Origin of the sequence: Corynebacterium gottingense, from assembly GCF_002285125.1 — a bacterium.
Classification (GTDB): domain Bacteria; phylum Actinomycetota; class Actinomycetes; order Mycobacteriales; family Mycobacteriaceae; genus Corynebacterium; species Corynebacterium gottingense.
Genome location: NZ_NSGN01000008.1, coordinates 26,007 through 48,890 on the forward strand (window position 1 = coordinate 26,007; position 22,884 = coordinate 48,890).

At 66.9% G+C, this 22,884-nt stretch carries 19 protein-coding genes; 9 read left to right on the forward strand and 10 right to left on the reverse strand.

What is annotated here, in order from left to right; all coding sequences use genetic code 11:
- Nucleotides 1-13: 13 nt before the first annotated feature.
- From gyrB to dnaA, 5 genes are all read right to left on the reverse strand, one after another.
- A complete protein-coding gene (gene gyrB, locus CKJ82_RS08485; RefSeq protein WP_095278666.1) occupies nucleotides 14-2,089 on the reverse strand; it encodes a DNA topoisomerase (ATP-hydrolyzing) subunit B in 2,076 nt (691 codons plus the stop codon).
- 169 nt (nucleotides 2,090-2,258) lie between these two features.
- A complete protein-coding gene (locus tag CKJ82_RS08490; protein ID WP_095537775.1) occupies nucleotides 2,259-2,882 on the reverse strand; it encodes a DciA family protein in 624 nt (207 codons plus the stop codon).
- Nucleotides 2,863-4,047 (reverse strand): DNA replication/repair protein RecF, encoded by a 1,185-nt coding sequence (recF, locus tag CKJ82_RS08495; RefSeq protein WP_095537776.1) that lies wholly within the window; start codon nucleotides 4,045-4,047, stop codon nucleotides 2,863-2,865. The genes CKJ82_RS08490 and recF overlap by 20 nt, the downstream gene beginning before the upstream one ends.
- 66 nt (nucleotides 4,048-4,113) lie before the next feature.
- On the reverse strand, nucleotides 4,114-5,313 hold the full coding sequence (gene dnaN, locus CKJ82_RS08500) for a DNA polymerase III subunit beta (protein ID WP_095278663.1): 1,200 nt from the start codon (nucleotides 5,311-5,313) through the stop codon (nucleotides 4,114-4,116).
- 596 nt (nucleotides 5,314-5,909) lie between these two features.
- Nucleotides 5,910-7,520, reverse strand: a complete 1,611-nt coding sequence (dnaA, locus tag CKJ82_RS08505; RefSeq protein WP_095537777.1) for a chromosomal replication initiator protein DnaA — start codon at nucleotides 7,518-7,520, stop codon at nucleotides 5,910-5,912.
- A gap of 951 nt (nucleotides 7,521-8,471) precedes the next feature.
- Here dnaA and rpmH point away from each other — a divergent pair.
- From rpmH to CKJ82_RS08550, 9 genes are all read left to right on the forward strand, one after another.
- On the forward strand, nucleotides 8,472-8,609 hold the full coding sequence (rpmH, locus tag CKJ82_RS08510; protein ID WP_095278661.1) for a 50S ribosomal protein L34: 138 nt from the start codon (nucleotides 8,472-8,474) through the stop codon (nucleotides 8,607-8,609).
- A gap of 36 nt (nucleotides 8,610-8,645) precedes the next feature.
- Nucleotides 8,646-9,026: a ribonuclease P protein component gene (gene rnpA / locus CKJ82_RS08515; protein ID WP_095537778.1), complete on the forward strand. Its 381-nt coding sequence runs from the start codon at nucleotides 8,646-8,648 to the stop codon at nucleotides 9,024-9,026.
- Nucleotides 9,026-9,376 carry a membrane protein insertion efficiency factor YidD gene (gene yidD, locus CKJ82_RS08520; protein WP_165765412.1) on the forward strand — a complete coding sequence of 117 codons (351 nt, stop codon included), beginning with the start codon at nucleotides 9,026-9,028 and terminating at the stop codon, nucleotides 9,374-9,376. Before rnpA ends, yidD begins: the two co-directional genes overlap by 1 nt.
- Nucleotides 9,377-9,385: 9 nt before the next feature.
- Nucleotides 9,386-10,366 (forward strand): membrane protein insertase YidC, encoded by a 981-nt coding sequence (gene yidC / locus CKJ82_RS08525; RefSeq protein ID WP_095537779.1) that lies wholly within the window; start codon nucleotides 9,386-9,388, stop codon nucleotides 10,364-10,366.
- 169 nt (nucleotides 10,367-10,535) lie between these two features.
- A complete protein-coding gene (gene rsmG, locus CKJ82_RS08530; RefSeq protein WP_233125418.1) occupies nucleotides 10,536-11,156 on the forward strand; it encodes a 16S rRNA (guanine(527)-N(7))-methyltransferase RsmG in 621 nt (206 codons plus the stop codon).
- A gap of 12 nt (nucleotides 11,157-11,168) precedes the next feature.
- Entirely contained in the window at nucleotides 11,169-12,188 is a 1,020-nt protein-coding gene (locus CKJ82_RS08535; protein ID WP_095537781.1) for a ParA family protein, read from the forward strand.
- Between the two features lie 3 nt (nucleotides 12,189-12,191).
- Nucleotides 12,192-13,400, forward strand: coding sequence for a ParB/RepB/Spo0J family partition protein (locus CKJ82_RS08540; RefSeq protein ID WP_095537782.1), 1,209 nt, complete (start codon nucleotides 12,192-12,194; stop codon nucleotides 13,398-13,400).
- A 28-nt stretch (nucleotides 13,401-13,428) separates the two neighbouring features.
- Entirely contained in the window at nucleotides 13,429-14,121 is a 693-nt protein-coding gene (locus CKJ82_RS08545) for a hypothetical protein (protein ID WP_240510737.1), read from the forward strand.
- A gap of 108 nt (nucleotides 14,122-14,229) precedes the next feature.
- Complete coding sequence (locus CKJ82_RS08550; protein ID WP_095537783.1) at nucleotides 14,230-15,564, forward strand: RNA-binding domain-containing protein; 1,335 nt, start codon at nucleotides 14,230-14,232, stop codon at nucleotides 15,562-15,564.
- 52 nt (nucleotides 15,565-15,616) lie between these two features.
- Here the strand turns inward: CKJ82_RS08550 and CKJ82_RS08555 are convergent, their stop codons facing one another.
- From CKJ82_RS08555 to CKJ82_RS08575, 5 genes are all read right to left on the reverse strand, one after another.
- A complete protein-coding gene (locus tag CKJ82_RS08555) occupies nucleotides 15,617-16,798 on the reverse strand; it encodes an N-acetylmuramoyl-L-alanine amidase (RefSeq protein WP_095537784.1) in 1,182 nt (393 codons plus the stop codon).
- Between the two features lie 102 nt (nucleotides 16,799-16,900).
- Complete coding sequence (gene trxA / locus CKJ82_RS08560) at nucleotides 16,901-17,224, reverse strand: thioredoxin (protein ID WP_095535540.1); 324 nt, start codon at nucleotides 17,222-17,224, stop codon at nucleotides 16,901-16,903.
- Between the two features lie 145 nt (nucleotides 17,225-17,369).
- Nucleotides 17,370-18,398 (reverse strand): thioredoxin-disulfide reductase, encoded by a 1,029-nt coding sequence (gene trxB / locus CKJ82_RS08565; RefSeq protein ID WP_095537785.1) that lies wholly within the window; start codon nucleotides 18,396-18,398, stop codon nucleotides 17,370-17,372.
- 111 nt (nucleotides 18,399-18,509) lie between these two features.
- Nucleotides 18,510-19,064 (reverse strand): RNA polymerase sigma factor, encoded by a 555-nt coding sequence (locus CKJ82_RS08570; RefSeq protein WP_095535542.1) that lies wholly within the window; start codon nucleotides 19,062-19,064, stop codon nucleotides 18,510-18,512.
- Nucleotides 19,065-19,188: 124 nt separating this feature from the next.
- Nucleotides 19,189-22,872 carry a murein biosynthesis integral membrane protein MurJ gene (locus CKJ82_RS08575; RefSeq protein WP_095537786.1) on the reverse strand — a complete coding sequence of 1,228 codons (3,684 nt, stop codon included), beginning with the start codon at nucleotides 22,870-22,872 and terminating at the stop codon, nucleotides 19,189-19,191.
- Between the last annotated feature and the right edge of the window lie 12 nt (nucleotides 22,873-22,884).

The following is a 22,884-nucleotide window of genomic DNA, read 5'->3' on the forward strand; positions in this document are numbered from 1 at the left end:
AGCCCGACGTTGCCTATACGTCCAGGAAGCGGACGTCCTTCGCCTTGCGGGTGATGAAGCTGCGGCGGGCGGCGACGTCGTCGCCCATGAGGATGCTGAACAGCTCGTCGGCGCGCTGCGCGTCCTCCAGGTCCACGCGGCGGAGGATGCGCGTCTCCGGGTCGAGCGTGGTTTCCCACAGCTCCTTGGCGTTCATCTCGCCGAGGCCCTTGTAGCGCTGGATGCCGTCGTCTGTATTGATCTTGCGGTTGGCCTCGAGGCCCTCGGCGAGCTGGCGGTCGCGGTCGGCGTCGGTAAACGCGTATCCGGGTGCGCCCTTTGCCCACTTCAGCTTGTACAGCGGCGGGTTCGCCAGGAAGACGTGGCCGTTCTGCACGAGGTCCGGCATGAAGCGGAACAGCAGGGTGAGCAGCAGCGTCGCGATGTGCTGGCCGTCCACGTCCGCATCGGCCATGAGCACGATCTTGTGGTAGCGCAGCTTATTGATGTCAAATTCGTCGTGGATACCGGTGCCCAGCGCCGTGATGATGGCCTGGACCTCGGCGTTCTTGAGCACGCGGTCCATGCGCGCCTTCTCCACGTTGAGGATCTTGCCGCGCAGCGGCAGGATCGCCTGGTGCATGGAGTCGCGGCCGCCCTTGGCGGAGCCGCCTGCGGAGTCGCCCTCCACGATGAACAGCTCGGATTTCACCGGGTCCTTCGATCGGCAATCCGCCAGCTTGCCGGGTAGGCCGCCCAGGTCGGACGCGGACTTGCGGCGCACCAGGTCGCGGGCCTTGCGGGCCGCCTGGCGGGCGTGCGAGGACGACACGGCCTTATTAATAATCGCCTTCGCCTCGGCCGGGTTGGCGTCGAACCAGTCCGACAGGTTCTCATTCACCGCGCGCTGCACGAAGCCCTTGATCTCGGTGTTGCCCAGCTTCGTCTTGGTCTGGCCCTCAAACTGGGGGTCGCCCACGCGGACGGAGATGACGGCGGAGATACCTTCGCGGCAGTCGTCGCCGGTCAGGTTCGGCTCCTTATCCTTGAGCAGCTTGTGTTCGCGCGCGTAGCGGTTCATCAAGCTGGTCAGCGCGGCGCGGAAGCCCTCCTCGTGGGTGCCGCCCTCGTGCGTATTAATCGTGTTGGCAAAGGTGTGGACGGATTGCTTGTAGGAGTTGTTCCACTGCAGCGCCACCTCGGCCTCGTGGTCGTCGCCCTTCTGGTCAAAGCCGATCACCGTCGGGTGGATCGTGGTCTTGCCCTTGTTCAGGTACTCCACGTAGTCGATCAGGCCGTTCGGGTAGTGGAAGGTGACCTTCTTCTCCCGCTTCTTCTTCACGTTCGGGGCGACGGCCTCGCCGGCCTCGCCCTTTTCGGCGTCGGACTCGACCACGGTTTCGTCATCAAACGAGTCCTCTTCCACCAGCGCTGCGGTCTCGCCCTCCTCGGCGATGGCCTCGAGCTCGAGTTCCTCGTCGGAGACGCGCTCGTCCTTGAGCGTGATGGTCAGGCCCTTGTTCAGGAAGGCCATCTCTTGCAGGCGGCGGGAGATTGTGTCGTAATCAAACTCGACCGTCTCAAAGATTTCCGCGTCCGGCCAGAAGCGGATCGCGGTGCCGGTGCCGCGGGCGTTGCCGCCCTCCTCCAGCTCGTCCGGGATGGCGTTGCTAAAGCGCTGGTACCAGTGCTTGCCGTCGCGCTTAATGTCTGCCTCAACGCGGGTGGACAGCGCGTTGACCACGGAAATGCCCACGCCGTGGAGGCCGCCGGAGACCGCGTAGGACTCGGAGTCGAACTTGCCGCCGGCGTGCAGCTGGGTCATGACGACCTGGACGGTCGGGGCGCCGGACGGGTGCATCTCCACTGGGATACCGCGGCCGTTATCAACGACCTCGACACCGCCGTCCTTCAACAGGGTCACATCGACGCGGTCGGCGTAGCCCGCCATTGCCTCGTCGACCGAGTTGTCCACGACCTCCCACACCAGGTGGTGCAGGCCGCGCGTGCCGGTGGAACCGATGTACATGCCGGGGCGCTTGCGGACAGCCTCGAGGCCTTCGAGGATGGTAATTGATGACGCGTCGTAATGAGGTTGTTGCTCAGCCACTGCTTGGACTCTCCTCTATATGCGTGAGTGGGCAATATGTGCCTAAAGCCTGTTTAACCCGCTCTATCTTACACGTAGTGGGGACCATTTACGGCACCAGGTGAAGCAGCGACAGGGCGTTTCTCGCGCGGATTTTGGGGTGGGCGGTGGCGTCGCTAAGCAACAGCCCCTACCCGTACGTATCGCGCGGGCCGCGGCCCTTGACGTGCAGCGGGCCGTAGCGCCAGCTCTTGGTTTTGGGGCCGAAGATGTGCAGCTTGGTGATGACGTCGGGGCCGAGCTTCTCCGAGATCGCGCGCAGAATCGTGGACTGCATGTACTTGAGGTTGGAGGCCCAGGCCGTTGAGTCGCAAGTAATGTGGACCTCCCCATTTTTGATCATCTCCACCTTTGTGTGCTGCGCAATCTTCGCGCCGACCAGGCCCTCCCAATTGCCCATCACCCAGCCGTACGCAATATTTTCGGTCCAATCGCGCTGCCGCACCTCTTCGCCGAGCAGAGCGCTAAACGACGCCACCTCATACCCCCGCGGCAACGCCCGCCCATCCTTGCCCGTGGGCCTGCCGCGGCGCACCCACGGCCTGCGGGCCTGCTCCTCAAAGTGGAGTCCGGGCACGGCCACCTCCTCGCCCTCCCCGGACGCGCCCGTCGTCCCCGCCGTGAGCGCGCGCTTGCCCACGCTGCGGCGCGGCGTTACGTTCGCGCCCTGTTTCCGCAGGTTGGGCAGGCGGCGACCGCTGCGGCGCACCGTCTCGCGCAGCTGGTTGAAGGTGTCACTGACCAGATCGCTCAATGTGCGACTCCCCCTCCTCCATCGTCACCGCGTAGCGCGCGGAGACCGCGTCGTCCAAGTTGCCGGGCAGATCATCGCCAACCGCTGCCGTAATGAGCACCTGCTCCGCGTCCTCCGCGACCCGCACGAGCCGCTGCCGACGCTTCGCGTCCAACTCCGCGAACACATCATCCAAGATGAGGACGGGGTCCGCGCCGTCCGCCGCGAGCAGCCGGTACTCCGCAAGGTGCAGCGCGAGCGCGTACGACCAGGTCTCGCCGTGCGAGGCGTACCCCTTCGCCGGCTGCTCGCCCAGGCTGAGGACCAGGTCGTCGCGGTGCGGGCCCACCAGCGTGGTCCCGCGGTCCAGCTCCTCGCTGCGGCGGCGGCCCAGCTCGCTGAGCATCGCGGCCTCCAAGATCGCGGGGTCCTCCGAGGGGCCATCATTGAGCGTCCGGACCGCCGCGTCCAGGGTGGAGCTGTACCTGATGTGCGCCGGCCGCGACTCCGGAGCCACCGAGTGGTAGGACTCCGTGACGTGCGGCGCGAGCTCGCCCACCAGGCGCATCCGCCCCGCCGTGAGCTGCGCGCCTAACGACGCCAACTGCCCGTCCCACACGTCAAGCGTGCTCAGCGCGCTCGCGCCCTGCGGGTCCTCGTAGCCGCGGCGCAGCACCATGTTGGACCGCTTGAGCAGGGCGTTGCGCTGGCGCAGCACCTTGTCATAGTCCGCCTTCACCCCGCCGAGGCGGCGGACCCGGAGCGCGGCCAGCGCATCGAGGAAGCGCCGGCGCTCGGCGGGCTCGCCGTTAACCAAGCGCAGGTCCTCCGGGGAAAACATCACGGTGCGCAGGACGCCGGCGAGCTCGCGCGGCGACTTGAGCTTGGTGCGGTTGATCTGCGCCTGGTTGGCACCCGAGGCCTTGAGCAGCAGGTGCGTGGTGAGCGCCCGGCCCTCGTTGACCGTGGTGGCGGAGATACGCGCGTTGCTCGCACCGCCGCGGACTAGCGGGCCGTCCGTGCTCACGCGGTGGCTGGACAGGACGGAGGTGTAGTAGACGGCCTCGACGATGTTGGTCTTGCCGTGCCCGTTGCGTCCGGCGAACACGGTGACCCCGGGCTCCAGCTCCAGGTGGAGCGAGGGCCACGAGCGGAAATCGCGCAGGTCAAGTTCGCTAACGTACAACGTTTCTTCTCTGAGTCAGCATGGTCGGCATGGGGGCGCGTTGAGGGCCGGACGAGTAGGCGTCGATTAGCCCGGCAGGCGCACTGGCATCAGCAGGTAGGTGAAGTGGGTCTCCGGGGTGGGGAACGTGCCGTCCTCGTTGGCCTCGGGCAGGTCCTCCGGCTCCGGGATCATGATCGCGGGGCGCGAGGCCTCGGTGAAGCCGAAGACGACGCGGTCGGTGCCGATGACGGACAGGCCGTCGCGCAGGTACCCGGCGTTGAAGGCGATGAGCAGCTCGTCTGCGCCGGTGAACGCGGCCGGCAGGGACTCGCTCGCCTCGCCCGAGTCGACGCCGGAGGCGAACAGGCTCACCTCGCCCTCGCGGAAGTGCAGGCGGATCTGCGCGTTGCGGTCGGCCACGAGGGAGACGCGGCGGATGGACTCGAGCAGCGGGGCGACCTCGACCGTGGCCATCGAGGTGTGCGCCTTGGGTAGCAGCGGCTCCACGTTGGGGAAGTCCGCGTCGAGCATGCGGGTGGTGGTTTCGCGGTTGCCCACGTGCATGCCGAACAGGCCCTCGGCGCCAACGTTGTCCTGCGCGCCGACCGCGATCTCCACCGGGTCCTCCAGCTGGGTGTCCAGCGTGCGGGCATTGTCCAGGAGGGTCTTGGCCGGGACCAGGAGCTTCGCCTCCACGTCCGGGCTCTGCGGCTCCCACTCCAGGCTGCGGATGGCAAGGCGGAAGCGGTCCGTTGCGGTCAGGCGCATCTTTGCGCCGCGGATCTCCACGTGGATACCGGTGAGCATGGGCAGCGTGTCGTCGCGGCCGGCGGCGGAGGCGACCTGGGAGACCGCGCGGGTCAGCGACGCCGGGGCGATCGTGCCGGTGGTCTCCGGCAGGCTGGGCACCTGCGGGTAATCATCCAGCGGCATAAGCGGAAGCTCGAAGCGGGCCTTGCCGCCCACCAGCTTCATGGTGTTGTTGTCCGTGGTGACCTCAACCGGTTGGTGGGGCATGTTGGCCACGATGTCCGAGAGCAGCTTGCCGGCCACCGCGACCCTGCCCGGCTGGTCAACCTCGGCGCCGAGGCGGACGCGGGTGGACACCTCGTAGTCAAAGCCGGCGAGCTCCAGGCCCTCATCGTCCGCGGTGATCACAATTGCGCGCAGGATCGGCTGCGTGCTCTTGGTGGGCAAGGCGCGAGCCACCCACGCCACGGCGTCAGAGAGGTCATCTTTGTGGACGCGGAATGACAGGGTGTTCTCACCGATGCTCTCGACCATAACGGCGTAAGGCTCCCTTGCTTGTAGTCGTGATGTTGAAACCGTTGCGCGGCTACCCGCGGTAACCAGGATCTGTAATTACGTTCTCACTCTAGGCGGGGCGCCGGGGCTTCGCCATATCGCCCCGGGGCGAAAGCGGGTTTTGTAATTCCAAGAATCGGGCTGTCCGAGCGGACGGCGGGCGGGTCATGCACAACCTCTCTTTCTGTAGAAGGAATTACAAGTAAAAGAGTTGGTAACTGCAGTAGGTGCTGTGCAATCTGTGGAATCCATGGGTTTTTGCGTGGTGGTGGCGCGAAACAGGGCTGTGATTCGGGGTGTGGAGTTTCTGTGGATATCTCCGCGCGGTTGTGGATAACTTTTCGGGCCCGATTTTGTTCCACAGCAGGTCGGACGTTGTCCACTGGGCTTTCACAAGATTTGCACGGTTATCCACAGGGCGGATCTGGGGGCCTGCGTCGGGTGCCGTGTGAGCAAGATCGCCAAATTACAACGGCGTAATTACACAGGTGTGGAGAAGTCTGTGGAGAGTGGTAAGAGAGTGACTTCTGGGGTTTTTGTGATCTTGTGGGGCGGAATAGCGCCGGCCCCACGGCCTAGCCCATGCGCGCCTTGTTCTTGATCATCTGCGTGAGCTCCTGGATCTCGTCGTAGGTGCCACGCTTTTCCGTCATTTCCTTGCGGATCTTCCGGTCCGCGTACATGACGGTGGTGTGGTCCTTGCCGCCAAACTCGTCGCCGATCTTGGGCAGCGAGAGCTCGGTGAGCTCGCGGCAGAGGTACATGGCGATCTGGCGCGCGTGCGCCACCTGCCGGGCCTTTCCGGCACCGGTGAGCTGCTCCAACGAGAGTTTGAAGTACTCCGCGGCCGCCTGCTTGATGGCGTCCGCGGTGATGTTCACGTCGGCCTCGTCCGGCAGGATGTCGCGCAGCGCGTGGTGCGCGGCCTGCAGGTCAACCGGCTTGTTGGACAGCGACGAGTACGCGGACACGCGGATAAGCGCGCCCTCCAGTTCGCGGATGGAGGACTGGAACTGTGACGCGATCAGCTCGAGGACGGAGTGCTCGACCTCGGTGCCGTCGGCAGCCGCCTTCTTCATCAGGATGGCGATGCGGGTCTCCAGGTCCGGCGGCTGGACGTCGGTAATCAGCCCTCCCTCGAAGCGGGTGCGCAGACGGTCCTCCAGGGTGGTGAGCTGCTTCGGCGGGCGGTCCGAGGACAGGATGATCTGCTTATTCGCCTGGTGCAGCGCGTTGAAGGTGTGGAAGAACTCCTCCTGCGTACCCTCTTTACCCTGCAGGAACTGGATGTCATCCACCATGAGGATGTCCAGGTTGCGGTAGCGGCGCTTGAACGATTCCTGCCGGTCATCGCGCACGGAGTTGATGTAGTCGTTGGTGAACTCCTCCGAGGACACGTACTTGATCCGCAGCCCCGGCTGTAGCACCTGCGCGTAATTCCCCGCCGCGTGCAGCAGGTGCGTCTTGCCCAGGCCGGATCCGCCCCAGATGAACAGGGGGTTGTAGGCGCGGGCCGGTGCCTCAGCGACCGCGAGCGCCGCGCCCGCCGCGAAGCGGTTGGACGAGCCGGTGACGAAGTTTTCAAACGTGTACTTCGGGTTCAAGTTCGCCGCCCGGTCCGGGTCGTGCGCCGGCTCCTCGCGCGGGATGCGCCGCGGCACGGTCGGGTGGCCCTGCCGCTGCTTTTGCTGCTGCGCGTGCATCTGCGCGAGCTCGTCCAGCCCCATCGGGATCTGCTCGCCCGGCCCCGCATCCTGCGCAAATTCCTCGGGCACGGAGGGTGCGTAATCGCGCTGCGGGGGCATGCTTGTCGACGCCACCGGCCCCGGCACTTCCGGCTCAGTAGGTTGTGAGGGCTGCGGCGCGGCGGGCGGCTCAGCGGCAGGAGGCGGCGTGCTCTCCGCCGCCGGTGCGACGGACACCGCGAGGATGCACGGCCCGCCGAGCTGGGCGGCGAGCAGGTTGGTGATGTGCGGTGCCAGCGAATCCTCAATCACCGTCTTCGCCGCGTGGTGGGGGACGGAGAGGACCGCGTAGCCGTTGACCAGCATGACCGGGGTGACCAGCTGCAGGTAGGAGCGCTCTTTGAAATTGAGCTGCGGGACCGAAGAGTCGGGTCGCTCTGAGAGCTGCAGCAGCTGGGTGACGGTGTCACGCCAGAGCGATTCGATCTGTTGCTCGGCCACGGTTACTCCTGTTCTTTCCTCGACATGGGGCTATGGGGTTCTTGGGGTCTGTATTGGTACTGCGGGGCGCAGGAGGAATGCGCGGCGCGGCTTATGCAACTCTGCAACTTTGTGAAATTACAAAACCCACCGCGGAATCCACCGAATCCGGTCGTGCCTCCACAGGCTGGCGGGGGCCGGGATGTGCCCTCACCTGTTGTTCCACAACTTTATCCACAGGTGTGGATAGCGCCACCGTCGGGTTCTATCCACAGGTGTGTGCGCAAACTGTGGATAACATTTCTTAACCCTAAAGTTGTGGTTGAGCTGGGGTGATGGCGGGTCCCCCGGAGAAGTCTCAACTCATACTTCACAGTTATCCACAGGCTTGTGCACTGAATGCTTGTGAAATTGTGGTGATAAGACATTGTTACCCGCTGTCACCTCAGCGTGTCTAACGGTGTCGCGCCGGAGAACCTGTGGAATTCGAAAACGGATCGAACACGTGTCAGCGACCCGCTCCCCTCCCCGCCCGTTGAGCCCCACGTTGCCGGGCCGATTGGGCCGACTACCTGCGAAAAAACACAGTCATGTAATTTCGGGTGCCCCCGTTCGTCCCCGCGAATCCTGTCGGAGTGTCGATTTGTCGCCCGGAGGAAAAATCACGTACCCTAGTGGAGTCTGTCGCGCTAGTCGCACTGGCCGTTGCCCCGCGCAACGCCTTGCACTCGCGCGCTTGAGAGCACTACCCGCGCCGAGAACCGGGCCCCCGCAAGGGCGAGTCAGCGCAGGTAGCGCATGCGGCCTTCACCCAGTACGCGGTGAAGCGCGATCTCAACAACATTTTTTCTACCGGAGGCGGCCACTGCCCCGGGAGGACGGGAGCACTGCTCACGGATGCTCTGCACAGAACATCCGTGCCGCGCAGCGCCCCCGACCGCTGGTCGCCGTGACGTATACAAGGAGTCCACCGTGTCCAAGCGGACTTACCAGCCCAACAACCGTCGTCGCTCGCGCAAGCACGGCTTCCGCGCCCGCATGCGCACCCGCGCCGGCCGCGCCATCGTTTCCGCGCGCCGCAAGAAGGGCCGCGCAAAGCTGACCGCGTAGTCGCGCCGTAGCCGCACCAATTCAGGGTTCACCACCGTGCTGCCGCGCCCGCTGAAGCTTGCGTCATCCAGCGACTTTCGTCGCACGATGCGCAAGGGGACGCGGGGCGGCTCCCGCACACTGGTGGTGCATCTGAGAGCCCGAACCGACACCGCCGTGCGCGGCGGACCTCGGTTCGGGCTCGTGGTGTCTAAACAAGTGGGGAACGCGGTGACCAGGCACGCGGTGTCCCGCAAGCTCCGGGCCGTCGCGCGCACGCAGGCGGAGGCGCTGCCGCGCGAATTCGACGTGGTCATCCGAGCGCTTCCGGTGTCGGCCACGGCAACGAGCGCCGAGCTGGCCGGAGACCTCGAGCGCGCGGTCCGCAAGGCGCGCGCCAAAATCGCCAAACCACCACAAGAGCGGACAACCCGCTGATGGCGTACTACAACTTCGCCGGCGGCCGGATCCCCAGTCCTCCCGGGCCGGCGGCGGCCGCGCTGGTGAAGCTGGTGCGCCTCTACCAAAAGTACGTGTCACCCCTTAAGCTGGGTGGGACCTGCCGATTTTTGCCCGTTTGCAGTGCGTACGCACTTGAGGCGGTCGCGCGGCACGGTGCCGTGAAAGGCACCGCGCTCGCGGCCGCCCGCGTGTGTAAGTGCGGGCCGTGGCACCCAGGTGGCTACGACCCTGTGCCGGGGAGTATTCCGGCGGGGGCGGGGGCGCCGACAAGCGCCCAAAGCTCCAGCGTGCAGGCAACGGACACACAACAAACCGATGAGGAGTAACTGCCAAAAGTGCTGAACTTCATTTATTGGCCGATTTCATGGGTGCTGTGGGCGTACCACAAACTCTTCGGCGCGATTCTCTCGCCAGATTCAGGTATGGCCTGGGCGCTGTCGATCATCATGCTCACGGTGACCATCCGTGCGCTGCTGCTCAAGCCCATGGTTAACCAGATGCGCTCCATGCGCCGCATGCAGGAGATGCAGCCGCGGATGCAGGAAATCCGCGCGAAGTACAAGAACGACCAACAGAAGATGGCCGAGGAGACCCAGAAGCTCTACAAGGAGATGGGCACCAACCCGCTCGCCTCCTGCCTGGTGCCCTTGGTGCAGATGCCGATGTTTATTGGCCTGTTCCACGTGCTGCGCTCGTTCAACCGCACCGGCAACGGCGCGGGTGCGCTCGGCCTGTCGGTCGAAGAGAACCGCAACATTGCCAACTACGCCTTCTCGCCCGAGGACGTCCGCTCCTTCCTGGACGCCAACATCTTCGGCGTCCCGCTGTCGGCGTACATGTCCATGCCGGAGGACGCGTTCGCGGCCTTTACCGGTGTGGAGGACCTCACCCGCGCGCACATTATTGCGGTCTGCTTGCCGATGGTTATCCTGTCCGCGCTGTTCACGCACCTGAACGCGCGTATGTCCATCCAGCGCCAGCAGGCGCGTCGTGCCGCCGGCAAGGTGAATACGCCGCAGGGTGAGAACGCCCAGATGATGGACCAGCAGATGCAGATGATGAACAAGATGATGCTCTGGTTCATGCCGGCCATGATCCTGTTCACCGGCTTTGTCTGGCACGTCGGCCTCCTGTTCTACTCGCTGTCCAACAACATCTGGACCTTCTTCCAAACCCGTGTCGTGTACGCGAAGATGGACAAGGAAGAAGAAGAGGAAGAGGCCGCCAAGCGCGAGGCCAAGCGCGCCTCCGCCCCGGCCGTCGGCGCCCGCAAGGTGGACAAGCGCACCAAGAAGCAGCGCAAGCAGGGCAAGTAAGGGTTGCTCACTCAAACCCGTCGCCAGTTGGCGACGGGTTTTTTCGTGCCCGATTCCAGGCGTCCAACTGGGTTGGCGGAAGTGAACGCGCACAATTGCCCCAATGTTGGGCGCGTTTACTAGAGTCGGAGTGCAAACAATTCCCCTTTGTGTAAAGGAGCGCACAGCCGTGTCGGAACAGACCCCCGCTATCGCGCGCACCGTCTTCGGTGACCGCCTGGGGCTCGCGGAGCAGTACCGCGAGTCGCTGGCCACCGTGGCCGCGCAGCGCGGCTTCATCGGGCCGAAGGAGGTGGACCGGCTCTGGGGCCGCCACATCCTCAACTGCGCCGTCGCCGCCGAGGCGTTCGCGGAGGGCGCCCGCATCGCGGACATCGGCTCGGGCGCGGGCCTGCCGGGCATCCCGCTGGCCATCGCGCGGCCGGACCTGGACGTGACGCTCATCGAGCCGCTGCTGAAGCGCTCCACCTACCTCGGCGAGGTGACCGAGCAGCTGGGGCTGGACAACGTCACGGTGATCCGGGGCCGCGCCGAGGAGCAGCAGCGCGGCCAGTTCGACGCCGTCACCTCGCGGGCGGTGGCGCCGCTGGGCAAGCTCGCCGGATGGTCCTTGCCGTTGGCCAAGCACGGGGGCGTCATGGTGGCGATGAAGGGGGCGTCGGTAAGCGAAGAGCTCGAGCGAGACGCCGCGCAGATCCGGAAGGCGGGCGGCGGAGAAGCCACCATCTCCCAGGTCGGCGAGGGCCTGCTGGAGCAGCCGACCACCCTGATTACAATCGTGCGAAAGTAAGGGGGAGCGAATATGGACGAGCAGAATTTCGACGACACCCCGATCATGGCCGCGGCGCACCGGGCCACCCAGATGACGTCTGGGCGCGCGAAGCTGCCTAAGCCGGAGCAGCCGCGCGTGCTCACCATTGCCAACCAGAAGGGCGGCGTGGGCAAGACGACGACGGCGGTGAACATGGCGGCGTCGCTGAGCAAGCAGGGCCTGAAGGTGCTGGTGATCGACCTGGACCCGCAGGGTAACGCGTCAACGGCACTCGGCGCCGAGCACACCTCCGGGACCGTGTCCAGCTACGAGGTGCTCATCGGCGAGGCCGAGGCCGCCGACGCCGTGCAGGCGCACGCGGAGAACCCCAACATCTTCTGCATCCCCGCCACCATCGACCTGGCGGGAGCCGAGATCGAGCTGGTCTCCATGGTGCGGCGCGAGTACCGGCTTCACGACGCTATCCGGCGCGGGTTCCTCGACGAGCACGGCTTTGACTACGTGTTCATCGACTGCCCGCCGTCCCTCGGCCTGCTCACCATCAACGCAATGACCGCGGTGGACGAGGTGCTTATCCCCATCCAGTGCGAGTACTACGCGCTCGAGGGCGTGGGCCAGCTGCTGGGCAACATCGGCATGATCCGCGAGCACCTGAACCACAACCTGCACATCTCCGCGATCCTGCTCACCATGTACGACGCGCGCACGCGCCTGGCTGCCGACGTGGCCGCCGAGGTGCGCGACCAGTTCGGCCAGGTGGTGCTGAACAACGTCATCCCGCGCTCGGTCAAGGTGTCCGAGGCCCCCGGCTACGGGCAGACCGTGATTGATTACGATCCCGGCTCCCGCGGGGCGCTCGCGTACTTCGACGCGGCGCGCGAGCTGGCCAACCGCGGCGACTACCAGCCGCACGAGACGACCGGGCCGATCGGTGTGAGCCCCGAGGTGTTCGCGGAGCTGGATAGCGACGGGGACGCGGGGGAAGATCCTGAAGGTTCAGCAGGTACTGAGGGCACTGTAGGCACTGTAGGCACTGAGGGCGAGGAGTAACACATGGCACAGCAACGCAAAGGCGGACTCGGGCGAGGCCTGGCCGCACTGATCCCGTCCGCGCCGTCGACGACGGATACGACCGGGAAGACGGGCGCGATTGGCAATGGAGCCTCCGACATCATCTTCGGCGACGGCAAGGCCGCGCAGCGCTCGCAGGCGCCGAAGCCCGGGAAGGAGACCAACAACGGCAGCACCGGAGCGGGCCCCAATGCCGGCGCCGACGACGCTGCGAATCCCGGCAAGACCGAGAACTCAGGCAAGAAGGGCAAGAAGGACAAGCAGCGCAAGAAGGTCAAGGGCGCCCCCACCGTGGGCGGCTCGCCGCGCGGCCCGATCGCCGGCGCCCCGACTGTCTCCGCCGCGAAGGACAACGTCATGCAGCCGGTGCCCGTGGGCGCCCGCTACCAGGAAGTGCCGCTGGGGCAGATCATCCCCAACCCGAAGCAGCCCCGCCAGGTCTTCGACGAAGACGAGCTGGCCGAGCTGGTGCACTCCATCCGCGAGTTCGGCCTGCTGCAGCCGATCGTCGTCCGCGACACCCAGGACGGCTTCGAGCTGATCATGGGCGAGCGCCGCTGGCGCGCGGCCTCCAAGGCCGGCCTCAAGCACATCCCGGCGATCGTGCGCGAGACTTCCGACGAGGACATGCTCCGCGACGCCCTCCTGGAGAACATCCACCGCGTCCAGCTCAACCCGCTGGAAGAGGCCGCCGCCTACGAGCAGCTGCTCAAGGAGTTCGGCGTCACCCAGGAGCAGCTGGCGGACAAGCTGGGCCGCTCCCGCCCGGTGATCACCAACGCCATCCGCCTGCTGCGTCTCCCGGTGGACGTGCAGCGCCGCGTCGCCGCGAACGTCCTCTCCGCCGGCCACGCCCGCGCCCTCCTGGGCGTGAAGCTGGACAGCGACGAGCAGACCTCCACCGCGCAGAACGAGCTGGCCAACCGCATCGTCGCCGAGGGCCTGAGCGTGCGCGCCACCGAGGAGGCCGTCACGCTGCTGAACAACAACGGCGCCCTGCCCGAGAAGAAGAAACGCGAGCCCCAGCCGCAGCCGGAGTTCCTCACCAACGCTGCGAACTCCCTCGCAGACGCCTGGGACACCAAGGTCTCCGTGACCATGGGTAAGCGCAAGGGCAAGATCGTCGTCGAGTTCGGCGATAAGGACGATTTTGACCGCATCATGGGCCTGATCCAGGGCGAGCAGGACTGATCGGACCGGCGGAACGTCAGGGGGACGGGTGCCAACGCAACCACGCGCGCAGCTCGTGCCGGTGCACGCCGGCACACTCGCCCGCATCCACCGGCGCGCCGCCGACACCGTCTTCTGGGAGCTCGACCCGCCGAACCCATCCTCGCGCCGCGCCGACACCGAGTTCGCCGTCCAGCGCTCTGAGCTGGACAAAGAGGCCTGGCTCATCGCGCGCTGCTACGAGCAGTACCCCATCGGCCACTCCATCGCGGAGGTGAGCGCCGACGAGGGCGCGCTGGCCACCATCCTCTTCTGCCCGCCGGAATTCGCCCCGGGCGCCTCCCGCTTCCCCACCGCACCCATTAGCCAAGACGCATGGGTCATCACGAGCCTGCACATCGACGCCCGAGCCCAGCGCCGCGGTTACGAATCGGTACTCCTCGACGCCACCATCGCCGCCGCCACGAGCGCGGGCGCACAGGCCCTCGAGGTCTTCGGCCTCCACGAGCCCTCCGCGCGGGACTCAACGCTTGACGACGCCACCGCGCAGGCCCACAGCCCCATCGCCCGCCACGCCGCCGCAATCGGTCTGACAGAGGTCCCCATCCTCGAGTCCGCCGGCTTCCGCATCGTAGACGACCACCCGCTGCTGCCCCGCCTCCGGCTCTCGCTTCCGCCCGTATTCGATCTCATGGAGGACCAAGAAATCGCCGACCTGCTAGCAGAAGCGCCGGCCGTCTGATTCCATCACCTCACCGATTCCGCCCACCAGTGTGCCCACATTCCATCATTCAATCAGACGGTGCCGGACGAATCGAACTGGCGAATACCAATGATGTAAGCTATCGGCATGCGCGCTGAGGAAATGGCTGATCAAATCGCCCTGGGACAGGGAATGACCAGGGCGTTTGCGCGTCGTAAATCTGCCGCTTTCATCAACGAGCGCCGCGTGATTGAAACGATGGCGTCCATGGCCAACGCCGAGGGCGGCACCCTTTTCATCGGCGTGGATTCGGACGGTTCAATCAGTGGCTGCTATCCCTTCCACGGTGATCGAACCGACCCCGCGCAGCTGGCCATGGCGGTGCGCCGCTACACCAACCCGTCGCTGGAGGTTGATGTGAGCGCCGCGCGGATAGGCGGCGCCGAGGTGATCGCGGTGCGGACCGACGCGCACCCGAGCCCAGTCGCCACCGCGTGGGGCACCTACCGCACGCGGCGTCTGAACGAGCGGGGCGTGGCAGAGGCGGTCGGCATGGACCCGACGTATCTGTTCACGCGCTACCGCGACGCCAACGGGGTCGACTGGGCGCTCTCCCCCGCCCGCGGTGCCGCCCCGGACGACATCGACCCGGAGGCGATTGCGAGCTTCCGCGAACTGGCGGCGAGCCACGGCGGAGACGCGCTTGCCGCGCAGCGCTCCGACGAAGCGCTCGTCCGCGCGCTCGGGTTCCGCACCGATGCGGAGCACCCGCTGACGCTCGGCGCCATCGCGCTCTTCGGCCGCACGGAGGCGATCCGTACGCACCTGCCGTACCACCAATTGGTGTTCTCGGACCGTCGGGTCTCGCACCGGACGTCGCGAAGCGTGGCCCCCTTGGCCACGATGCTCAGCGCGCTCACCGAGCACCGCGCCGCGCTCGGCCCCGCGTTTCCGCTGGTGATCAACGCGCTCGTCCACCGCGACTACTCGCTGCCCGCGCCCGTCTACGTGGCGCTGGAGGAAGACTTCACCAGCATCTCAAGCCCCGGCGGCCTGCCGCGCGGCGTGGACGCGGCGGCGCTCGCGGAGGGTCGGCCCGTCTACGCGCCGCGCTCGCTGCACCTGAGCACCGCGGTCTCGCTCACCGGGCTCACGCGCGGCGCCGGAACGGGGTACCCGGAGGTCGCGCGGACGCTGTCCGCCGCAGAGCTGGACCCGGTCAGCTTCGCGGGCACCCACGGGCAGGGCGTGACGGTGACGGTGACGCAGCACTCAAGCGCCCCGGTCGCGGTGAAGGGCAATGACGCGATGGCGCTGGGCGCGGTGCAGCGCGCGGGCCGCGCGGGCCTGGCCAGCGGCGACGTCGCCGCCATCACCGGCTTGAGCCAGCAGCAGGCGTACCGCGCGTTGCGCAAGCTTGTCGACGCCTCCCTGATCCGCAAGATCGGCTCGACCCGGACCACCAGGTACTACGCAAAGTAGCCCAGGCGCGGAACCCCCGAAACTTTCCCCCGTTATTTCCCCCAGCAGGAACCTACGCGCGCTCCTCGCGCAGCAGGTCCTGGAACGAGTAGCTGCCGGTCGGCTGGTTGTCGGATTCCAGCAGGTAGAGGCGCTTGACGGCCACGACGATGGATTCCGCGATCGCGTCACGCTGCGCGGGATCGATGAGCACGGCCAGGTCGCCCGGGTTGCTCAGGTAGCCGGCCACCACTTCCACCGACGGCATGCGCGTCATGCGCAGCATTTCCCAGGTGCGGGCGTGGTTGTGGCAGTTCCGCAGGTTGGTGCGGGCGGCGATCTCGCGCTGGATGTAGCCGGAGAGCGTCTCGCCCGTCATGGAGGAGCTGCCGATCTCGGACCCGAAGTAGAAGGTGGCCACGCCGTTGGCCTTCTCGTTCGGGTAGTGGTCTAGCTGCAGCGAGATCACCAGGTCGGCCTTGAACCCGTTGGCCAGGTCGGCGCGCGCTTTCGCCGACGGGTTGTCGCCGCGGGTGCGGGAGATGATGGTCTCCACGCCCGCGGCGATCATGCGGCCCTCGACGCGCTGCGCCAGGTCCCACACGATCTCTTCTTCGGTGATGGGGCCGTACGGGCCCTGGACGGTCACGCCTGTGTCGGTGCCGCCGAGGGCGGGGTCAATGACCACGCGCTTGCCGGTCAGGTGTGGGCCGGCCTGGCGGACGTGCTCGCGCTCGCGGATGGCGTTGGCGGAGCCGCCGGTGATGCGCCGGCCCAGCAGGCTGAGCGCGTGGAGGGTGTCGGGGCCGCAGAGCCCGTCGTCCTCGAGGCCGGAGTTGAGCTGGTAGGTCATCACCGCTTCGTGGGTGCGGCGGCCGAAGCGGCCGTCGATGCGGTGCGCGTAAAAGCCCAGCTCGTGGAGTTGGGTCTGCAACTGCGCGACGTCGTCGCCGACGAGCTCCTGGCTCGGTTGGTAGCTCAGGACGCGGTTGCCCAGTTTGTACGACGCCTGGCGGAGCTCGCGGAGCGTGAGGTCATCGATGTCGCCGGTGGGCATGATGCCGCGCGACTGCTGGAAGGCTTTGATGGTGTCGGCCAGCGTGGCGTCGAAAAGCATCTCTTCCTGCGAAAACTGGCGGGAGTTCCACTCATCGATGGAGCCCTCGTAGCCGCTGAGCAACCCTAAACGCGCGAGTGTTGAGCGAACCTCAGCAACCCGGGCACTGGAGTCGCCGACGCGGAGAGTTGCACGCACTGGGAGCCTTTCTGACGAAGCGGTTGACACGTATACCTATTACATCCTACGTGGGTGAGGCGGCCGCGCGCGAAGCAGCACGTCGGCACGCCGCGGACCCAGCTAGAGCAGCGGCTCGATGCGGGAAAGGATCTCCTGTTTGGGCCGGTAGTTAGTGAACTCGTCGACCTTTTCACCGTCCTTGTACAGCAAGACGGTGGGGATGCTGAACACCTGGAACATGGCGGTCAGGGTGCGCTCGGTGTCCGCGTCGATCTTGACCACCTTGAGCTTGCCGTCGTACTCGGCGGCGATCTCGTCCAGCACCGGGGCGAGCCGCTGGCAGGGCTGGCACCACTCGGCAGAAAAGTCCACGAGGACGGGCAGCTCCGACTCGATGACCTCGGACTTAAAGGTGTCCTGGGTGACGTCCACTGGTGCGCTCACGGTGCAACTCCTTCACGTGTTCTCGGTTCCGGCTCCCCTAGTCTAGTCGCGCCCGCTAAATCCCCGGCTCGCGCGCCCGCCCAGCGAAGTAACAGAACCATTACAGCTTGCTGGGCCTCGCTTCACGACGCCCACGCGCCACGGCCTACAGCGTATTGAGGTAGTGCTGCGCGTCGATCGCGGCACGGCAGCCGGAGCCGGCGGCGGTGATGGCCTGGCGGTAGATGTGGTCGACCACGTCGCCCGCGGCGAAGACGCCCGGGACGCTGGTTTTGGTCGTCGGGTCCTCCACCTGGATGTAGCCGCCCTCGTCCACGGCGACCTGGCCCTCCAGGAAGGCGGAGCGCGGGTCGTGGCCGATTGCCACGAAGAGCGCGGTGGCGTCCAGGACGGACTCCTCGCCGGTCTGGGTATTGCGGACCTTCAGGCCGCTGACCTTGCCGTCTGCCTCCTGCACCTCGTCGACGACGGTGTTGGTGATGAACTCGATCTTCTCGTTGTCGCGGGCGCGGTCCAGCATGATCTGGGAGGCGCGGAAGTTCTCCGAGCGGTGGATGATGGACACCTTGGAGCCGAAGGTGGTGAGGAAGGTGGCCTCCTCCATCGCGGAATCGCCGCCGCCGACCACGGCGATGTGGTGGTCCTTAAAGAAGAAGCCGTCGCAGGTCGCGCAGGTGGACACGCCGCGGCCGGTGAGCTCCTCCTCGCCCGGGATGCCCAGGTGGCGCGGCGCTGCGCCGGTAGCGAGGATGATTGCGCGGGCCTTGAACTCCTCGCCGTCGACGTAGACCTTCTTCACGTCGCCGGAGAAGTCGACGCGCTCGACCAGCTCGGGGCGCAGCTCCGCGCCGAACTTCTCGGCCTGGGCGCGCATGCTGGACATGAGCTCGGGGCCCATGATGCCGTCCTCAAAACCGGGGAAGTTCTCCACCTCAGTGGTGTTCATAAGCTCGCCGCCGAATTCGTAGCCCTCAAACACCAGCGGGGACAGCTCCGCGCGGGCCGCGTAGAGGGCGGCGGTGTAGCCGGACGGGCCGGAGCCGACGATGATCACGTCGTGCACCTTCTCATCGCCGCTGCCCTTCGCCGGTGCGGCCTCCGGCTCGCCCTTCTTCTCGGCGGGCGTATCGCCCAGCACGTTCATAGAAAGCAGGTTGAAATCTGGCTTTGTCATGTGTCCTCCGCCTCATCATCGCGATTGTGGTTGTAGCCGTAATCTCGCAACAGTCTACTTGTCCACTCAACGCGCCACGCCCGCGGGAGATTCCCGCAGTTCAGCGCTACGTTAGCCGCGCGCCAGGAGTTGGTCCGCCACTGCGGAGCGGGCGCGGGAGCGGCGGGACTTCACCGTCCCGGGCTTGACGCCCAGTTCCTTGGCGGCGTGTTCGACGGAGAGCCCGTGGACGTCGATAAGCAAGAGGGCCCCTCGCTGCGCGCGTGGCAGCGCGGCGACGGCGTTGCGCACGGTCATGTAGGAGTCGAGCGCGCGCAACGGGTCGTGGGCGAGGCTGGCGTTGCGGTCCCGGTCGACGGCCTCCTCGTTGTCAATGCTCACCTCGAAGTCCTTGCGCGACGTGCGGCGCAGGTGGTCGATGGCGGCGTTGACCGTCATACGGTGCAGCCACGTCCCCAGCTTGGATTCGCCGCGGTAGCGGTGCAGGTTGCGGTAGGCCTTCAACAGCGCCTCCTGCACGATGTCCTGCGCGTCCTGGTCGTTGTGCGTGTGCGTACGCGCCACGCGGTAGAGCTGCGGGCCGTGCTTGCGCACAATATCCGTAAACGCAGCCGGGTCGCCGGTTGCGTGCGCGCGGACGAGCTCGCGGTCAGTCCGATATGACATGTTTCCCCCAAAATTCCCCCGAATGATGTGTTCCCGCGCACAATTATGCCCGATCCGCCCCCGTTGCGGGGAGGGACCGGGCAATAATATTCAGCGCTTGGGCTCAACGCTTATCGACGCCACGTCACCGCAGCTCCGTGTAGCCAATCACCGAAACCTCTTTGACCTCCACACTGTTCGACTTCTCAAACGCCGGCAGCTGGAGGATGACGCCGCGCAGCTTCACGTCGTCGGTGACGTCGACGCTGTTCTGGCCCGGGTGGAACTTGCCCTCCGCGAGCTTGGGCAGCGACTGCACGTCCAGCGCGCCCTCCTGCTCTGCGGGGAAGTCCGCGGGCACGCCGTAGATCTCGTAGGGGCCGCCGTCGGAGGTGGTGTCAATGAGCATTTGCTCCACGTTGACGGCGCCGGCGGACTCCGGCGGGGCGAGCTTGACGCCTTCACCGCGGGTGACGGTCGCGCTGGTCGCGCGGTCGCCGTCGACCACCGGCGAGAGGTCGGTGCCTTGCGCTGCGTCCTGCGCCGCGCCGATCGCCGTGGCCTCGAGCGGCCCGATGATCACGGGCAGCCCTGCGGACTCTGTGGCCTCCTGCGCTTCCCGCTCCAGGTTTTCCGCGCCCTGCTCCACCGAGTTTTGTGTGACCGGAGAGTTGATGTCGTTGCCGGAGAACAGTCCGACCAGCGAGGTGGTGAGGATCGCGATGAGGACCACGGCGCCGACCGCGATGGCCGTCAGCAGCGTGACCGTGATCGTGCCGTAGCGGCGCGAACCGAAACCGCCGCGGACCTCGTCCGGGTCGTGGGTGGTCTCTGCGATCGGCTCGACAAGCTCGTCCTCGGTGGCAGTCTCTTCGGACGCCTCGTTGGCGGACGCCGCGGCGGTGGCGACGACGGTCGAGCCGCCCCGGTTGGCGGAGGTGGGCTTCTCTCCCGGCGCCGGCAGGTTCGCCTCGCGGCGCAGCGCGTCCTCGAGGTCGTGGAAGTCGCTGTTTTCGATCGCGTCGGCGTCGACAAGCGCCCTGGTGCGCTGCGTGATGCCGTCGAGCGCGTCGGAGTTGACGTTGGTGGTGAGGAGCTGGAGCGCGGACGCGAAGGCCTCGGCGTCGGCGGGGCCGGACGCATCCGGAAGGACGGCGGGGAACGCAAGGCGGACGTGGCCGTCGGTGTCCACGCGCAGGCGCTGGCGGTTGTCCAGGCCGAGCGGGATGCCCTGCTCGTGGGCGGTGGCAAGCGCCCCGGCGAGCGGCGCGAGCGCGTTGGCCACGGCCTCGGTGTGCAGGGTCTGGCCGCTCTCCGCGACCGCCTTCACCGAGGAGCCCTCGATCCAGTCCGCCACGATGAGGGCGCCGGAGCGGTAGGACAGGATCTCAATGTTGTCGGCGATCGCGGGGTGGCCCAGGCGCGCGAGCTTGCGGGTGCGGCGGGCAACGCCGGCGGCCTGCAGGGCGGCCTCGCGCGGGGTGACGGGCGCCATCGGTGCGGCGCCGGTGGTGTCCACGAAGGTGAGCGCCACGGGTGCGCCGGTGGACAGCTCGCGGGCCTGCCAGAAGCGGGCGCCGGTGGTGGCGCCGTGGTCGCGGATGAGGCGGAAGCGGCCGTCGGACACGTTCGCGCCCGGCACGAGTCGCGGGCCGCGGACCACGCCGGCGGACATCGGCGGCGGGACCGGGCTGGCGTTGAAGGTGTCGGCAACGAGGAACTGGGTGGACACGTCGCGCGGGTCCACCTCGCCGACCTCGATGGCGGCGGTGTCGTCCGGCCGGATGAAGCGGCCCAGGCCCGGGATGCGGGTGAGCGCGCGGCCCAGGTTTTGCACCTCAGGCAGCTTCGAGCGCGAGAGCACCAGGCCGGTGACGATGAGGAAGAGGACGCCCAGGATGGCCACCTCGATGAGGAAGCCCAGTGAGGGCAGGCCGATCAGCGAGCCCAGCGCGCGCGGGACGTTGATGCCGGCGACGTCGCGGACCAGCCAGCGGATGAGGAACGTGACGGCGATGCCGATCAGGCCTGCGCCGGCGGCCCACAGCGAGGTGCGCATGACGGTGGCTGCCTCCAGCGTGCCGAGTTTGCGGCGCAGCAGGAACGCACCGATGAGCGCGCCGGCGATGAAGCCGAAGCCGTTTGCAGCGCCGAGCAGCACCACGACTGACTGGGTGGAGTCCGCCACCATGGGCGCGAGGTAGCTCAGCACGATCTTCGTGGCGGTAATGCCGGCGATGATCATGGTGGGCGTCCACGCCTCCTCGCGCGCGTAGAACACGCGCAGGTGCAGCATGACGAGCGCGTACGGGATGAGTGTGAACGCGGAGAAGCTAATCGTCAGGCCGAGGGTGCGGGCGGTGTCGCCGTCGAAGTTGCCGTAGGCGAATAGGGCGTGCCCGATGTCCGGGCCCAGCGCCGTCATGAAGACGATGATGGGGATCAGCGCGATGAAGGTCAGCTTGGTGCCCAGGGTGAGGTCGCGCACGACGGCCTCGTCGTCGCCGTCGGCGGCGTTGCGCGACAGGCGCGGCATGATCGCGGTGAGGAGCGTGACGCCGATGATGCCGTACGGCACCTGCAGCAGCATCCAGTGCTGTTGGTAGATGATCGGCGCGGCTTCGTTCGCGGTCGAGGCGATGCGCGTGGTCACGATGTAGCCCGCCTGGCTGATCGCCACGTACGTAATGATGGCCAGCGCCATGCCGCCGAACTGCTTGAGGCGATCGTCGATGCCCCACAGCGGCCGTAGGTCAATCCGTAGCTTCCGCAGCGCGGGCATCATGATGAGGCACTGCACCACCACGCCGAGCGTCGTGCCCAGACCCAGCAGCGCGACGTGCGGATTGCTTATCGACGCCGGCGCCGCCGGATTCAAACTCCCCGGCAGCAACATATAGAGCAGGAGCACCGCGATGGAGACCACGTTGTTTGCCACCGGCGCCCAGGCACCGGGCCGGAAGTGCTCCTTCGTGTTCAGGATCGCCATGAACAGTGAGAAGAGCCCGTAGAAGAAGATCTGCGGCAGCACCAGGAAGGCGAACGAGGTCGCCTGGACCACGTTGACCTTGCCCTCGTCGTCCAGGAAGAGCCGCGTCAGCAGTGGCGCGCACGCGACGGCGAGCACGGTGACCACCGTCATGAGCGTGACGGTGAGGGTGAACAACTGCCGGATGAAGCGGGCGCCGTGGTCCTCGTCTTCCTTTTCGGCGCGCACCAGCACCGGCACCACCAGGGCGGTGAGGACGGAGCCCAGCACGATCTCGGTGATGATGTTGGGCAGGGTGTTGGCCGTGTTGAAGGCGGAGGCGACCGCGGGGCCGAGCGCCGCGCCGATGAGCACGGTGCGGATGAAGCCGGTGACGCGGGAGATGAGGGTGGCCACCGCCATGGAGCCGGTGGCGCGCACGACCGAGGTGTTGCTCGTGCCCTCCTCGCCGTCACCGGTGTCCGCGGCACTGGTGTCGCTGTCCTTGTCGGTTTTGGTTGGGGCCTCGAGTGTTGCGGTCGCCGCTGCGGCGCCTGCCCCGGCGGGTGCGTCCAGGTCCTCGTCGTCGATGTCGACGACGTGGATCGTGTCCGTGGAGGCTGCGTCCTTGCTCTCTTTGCTGTCTTTGGCGTTGCCTCCGGGCGCCGCGGACTGCGCGGCGTCGGACTCGCTGCTTTCGCCCTTGGGGCTGGTGGTCAGCATCGATTTGTCGGGCTGGTTCGGGTCCTCTTCCGGGCCCTGAACCTTGGCCGGTGGTTGCGGCACCGGGGCGGGCGGCGCCGGGGTGACGATGCGCCGGCGTAAGCCAGCGGTGCGCTCGGCGTCATCCTGCTGTGTCACGGATGTTCTCCA

Excerpts from the sequence above, each read along its gene's own strand:
- CKJ82_RS08535 (WP_095537781.1), top strand. The coding sequence starts at position 11,169 with ATGGACGAGCAGAATTTCGACGACACCCCGATCATGGCCGCGGCGCAC.
- trxB (WP_095537785.1), bottom strand. The coding sequence starts at position 18,398 with ATGACAAAGCCAGATTTCAACCTGCTTTCTATGAACGTGCTGGGCGAT.
- CKJ82_RS08570 (WP_095535542.1), bottom strand. The coding sequence starts at position 19,064 with ATGTCATATCGGACTGACCGCGAGCTCGTCCGCGCGCACGCAACCGGC.
- dnaN (WP_095278663.1), bottom strand. The coding sequence starts at position 5,313 with ATGGTCGAGAGCATCGGTGAGAACACCCTGTCATTCCGCGTCCACAAA.
- CKJ82_RS08550 (WP_095537783.1), top strand. The coding sequence starts at position 14,230 with ATGCGCGCTGAGGAAATGGCTGATCAAATCGCCCTGGGACAGGGAATG.
- CKJ82_RS08540 (WP_095537782.1), top strand. The coding sequence starts at position 12,192 with ATGGCACAGCAACGCAAAGGCGGACTCGGGCGAGGCCTGGCCGCACTG.
- yidD (WP_165765412.1), top strand. The coding sequence starts at position 9,026 with ATGGCGTACTACAACTTCGCCGGCGGCCGGATCCCCAGTCCTCCCGGG.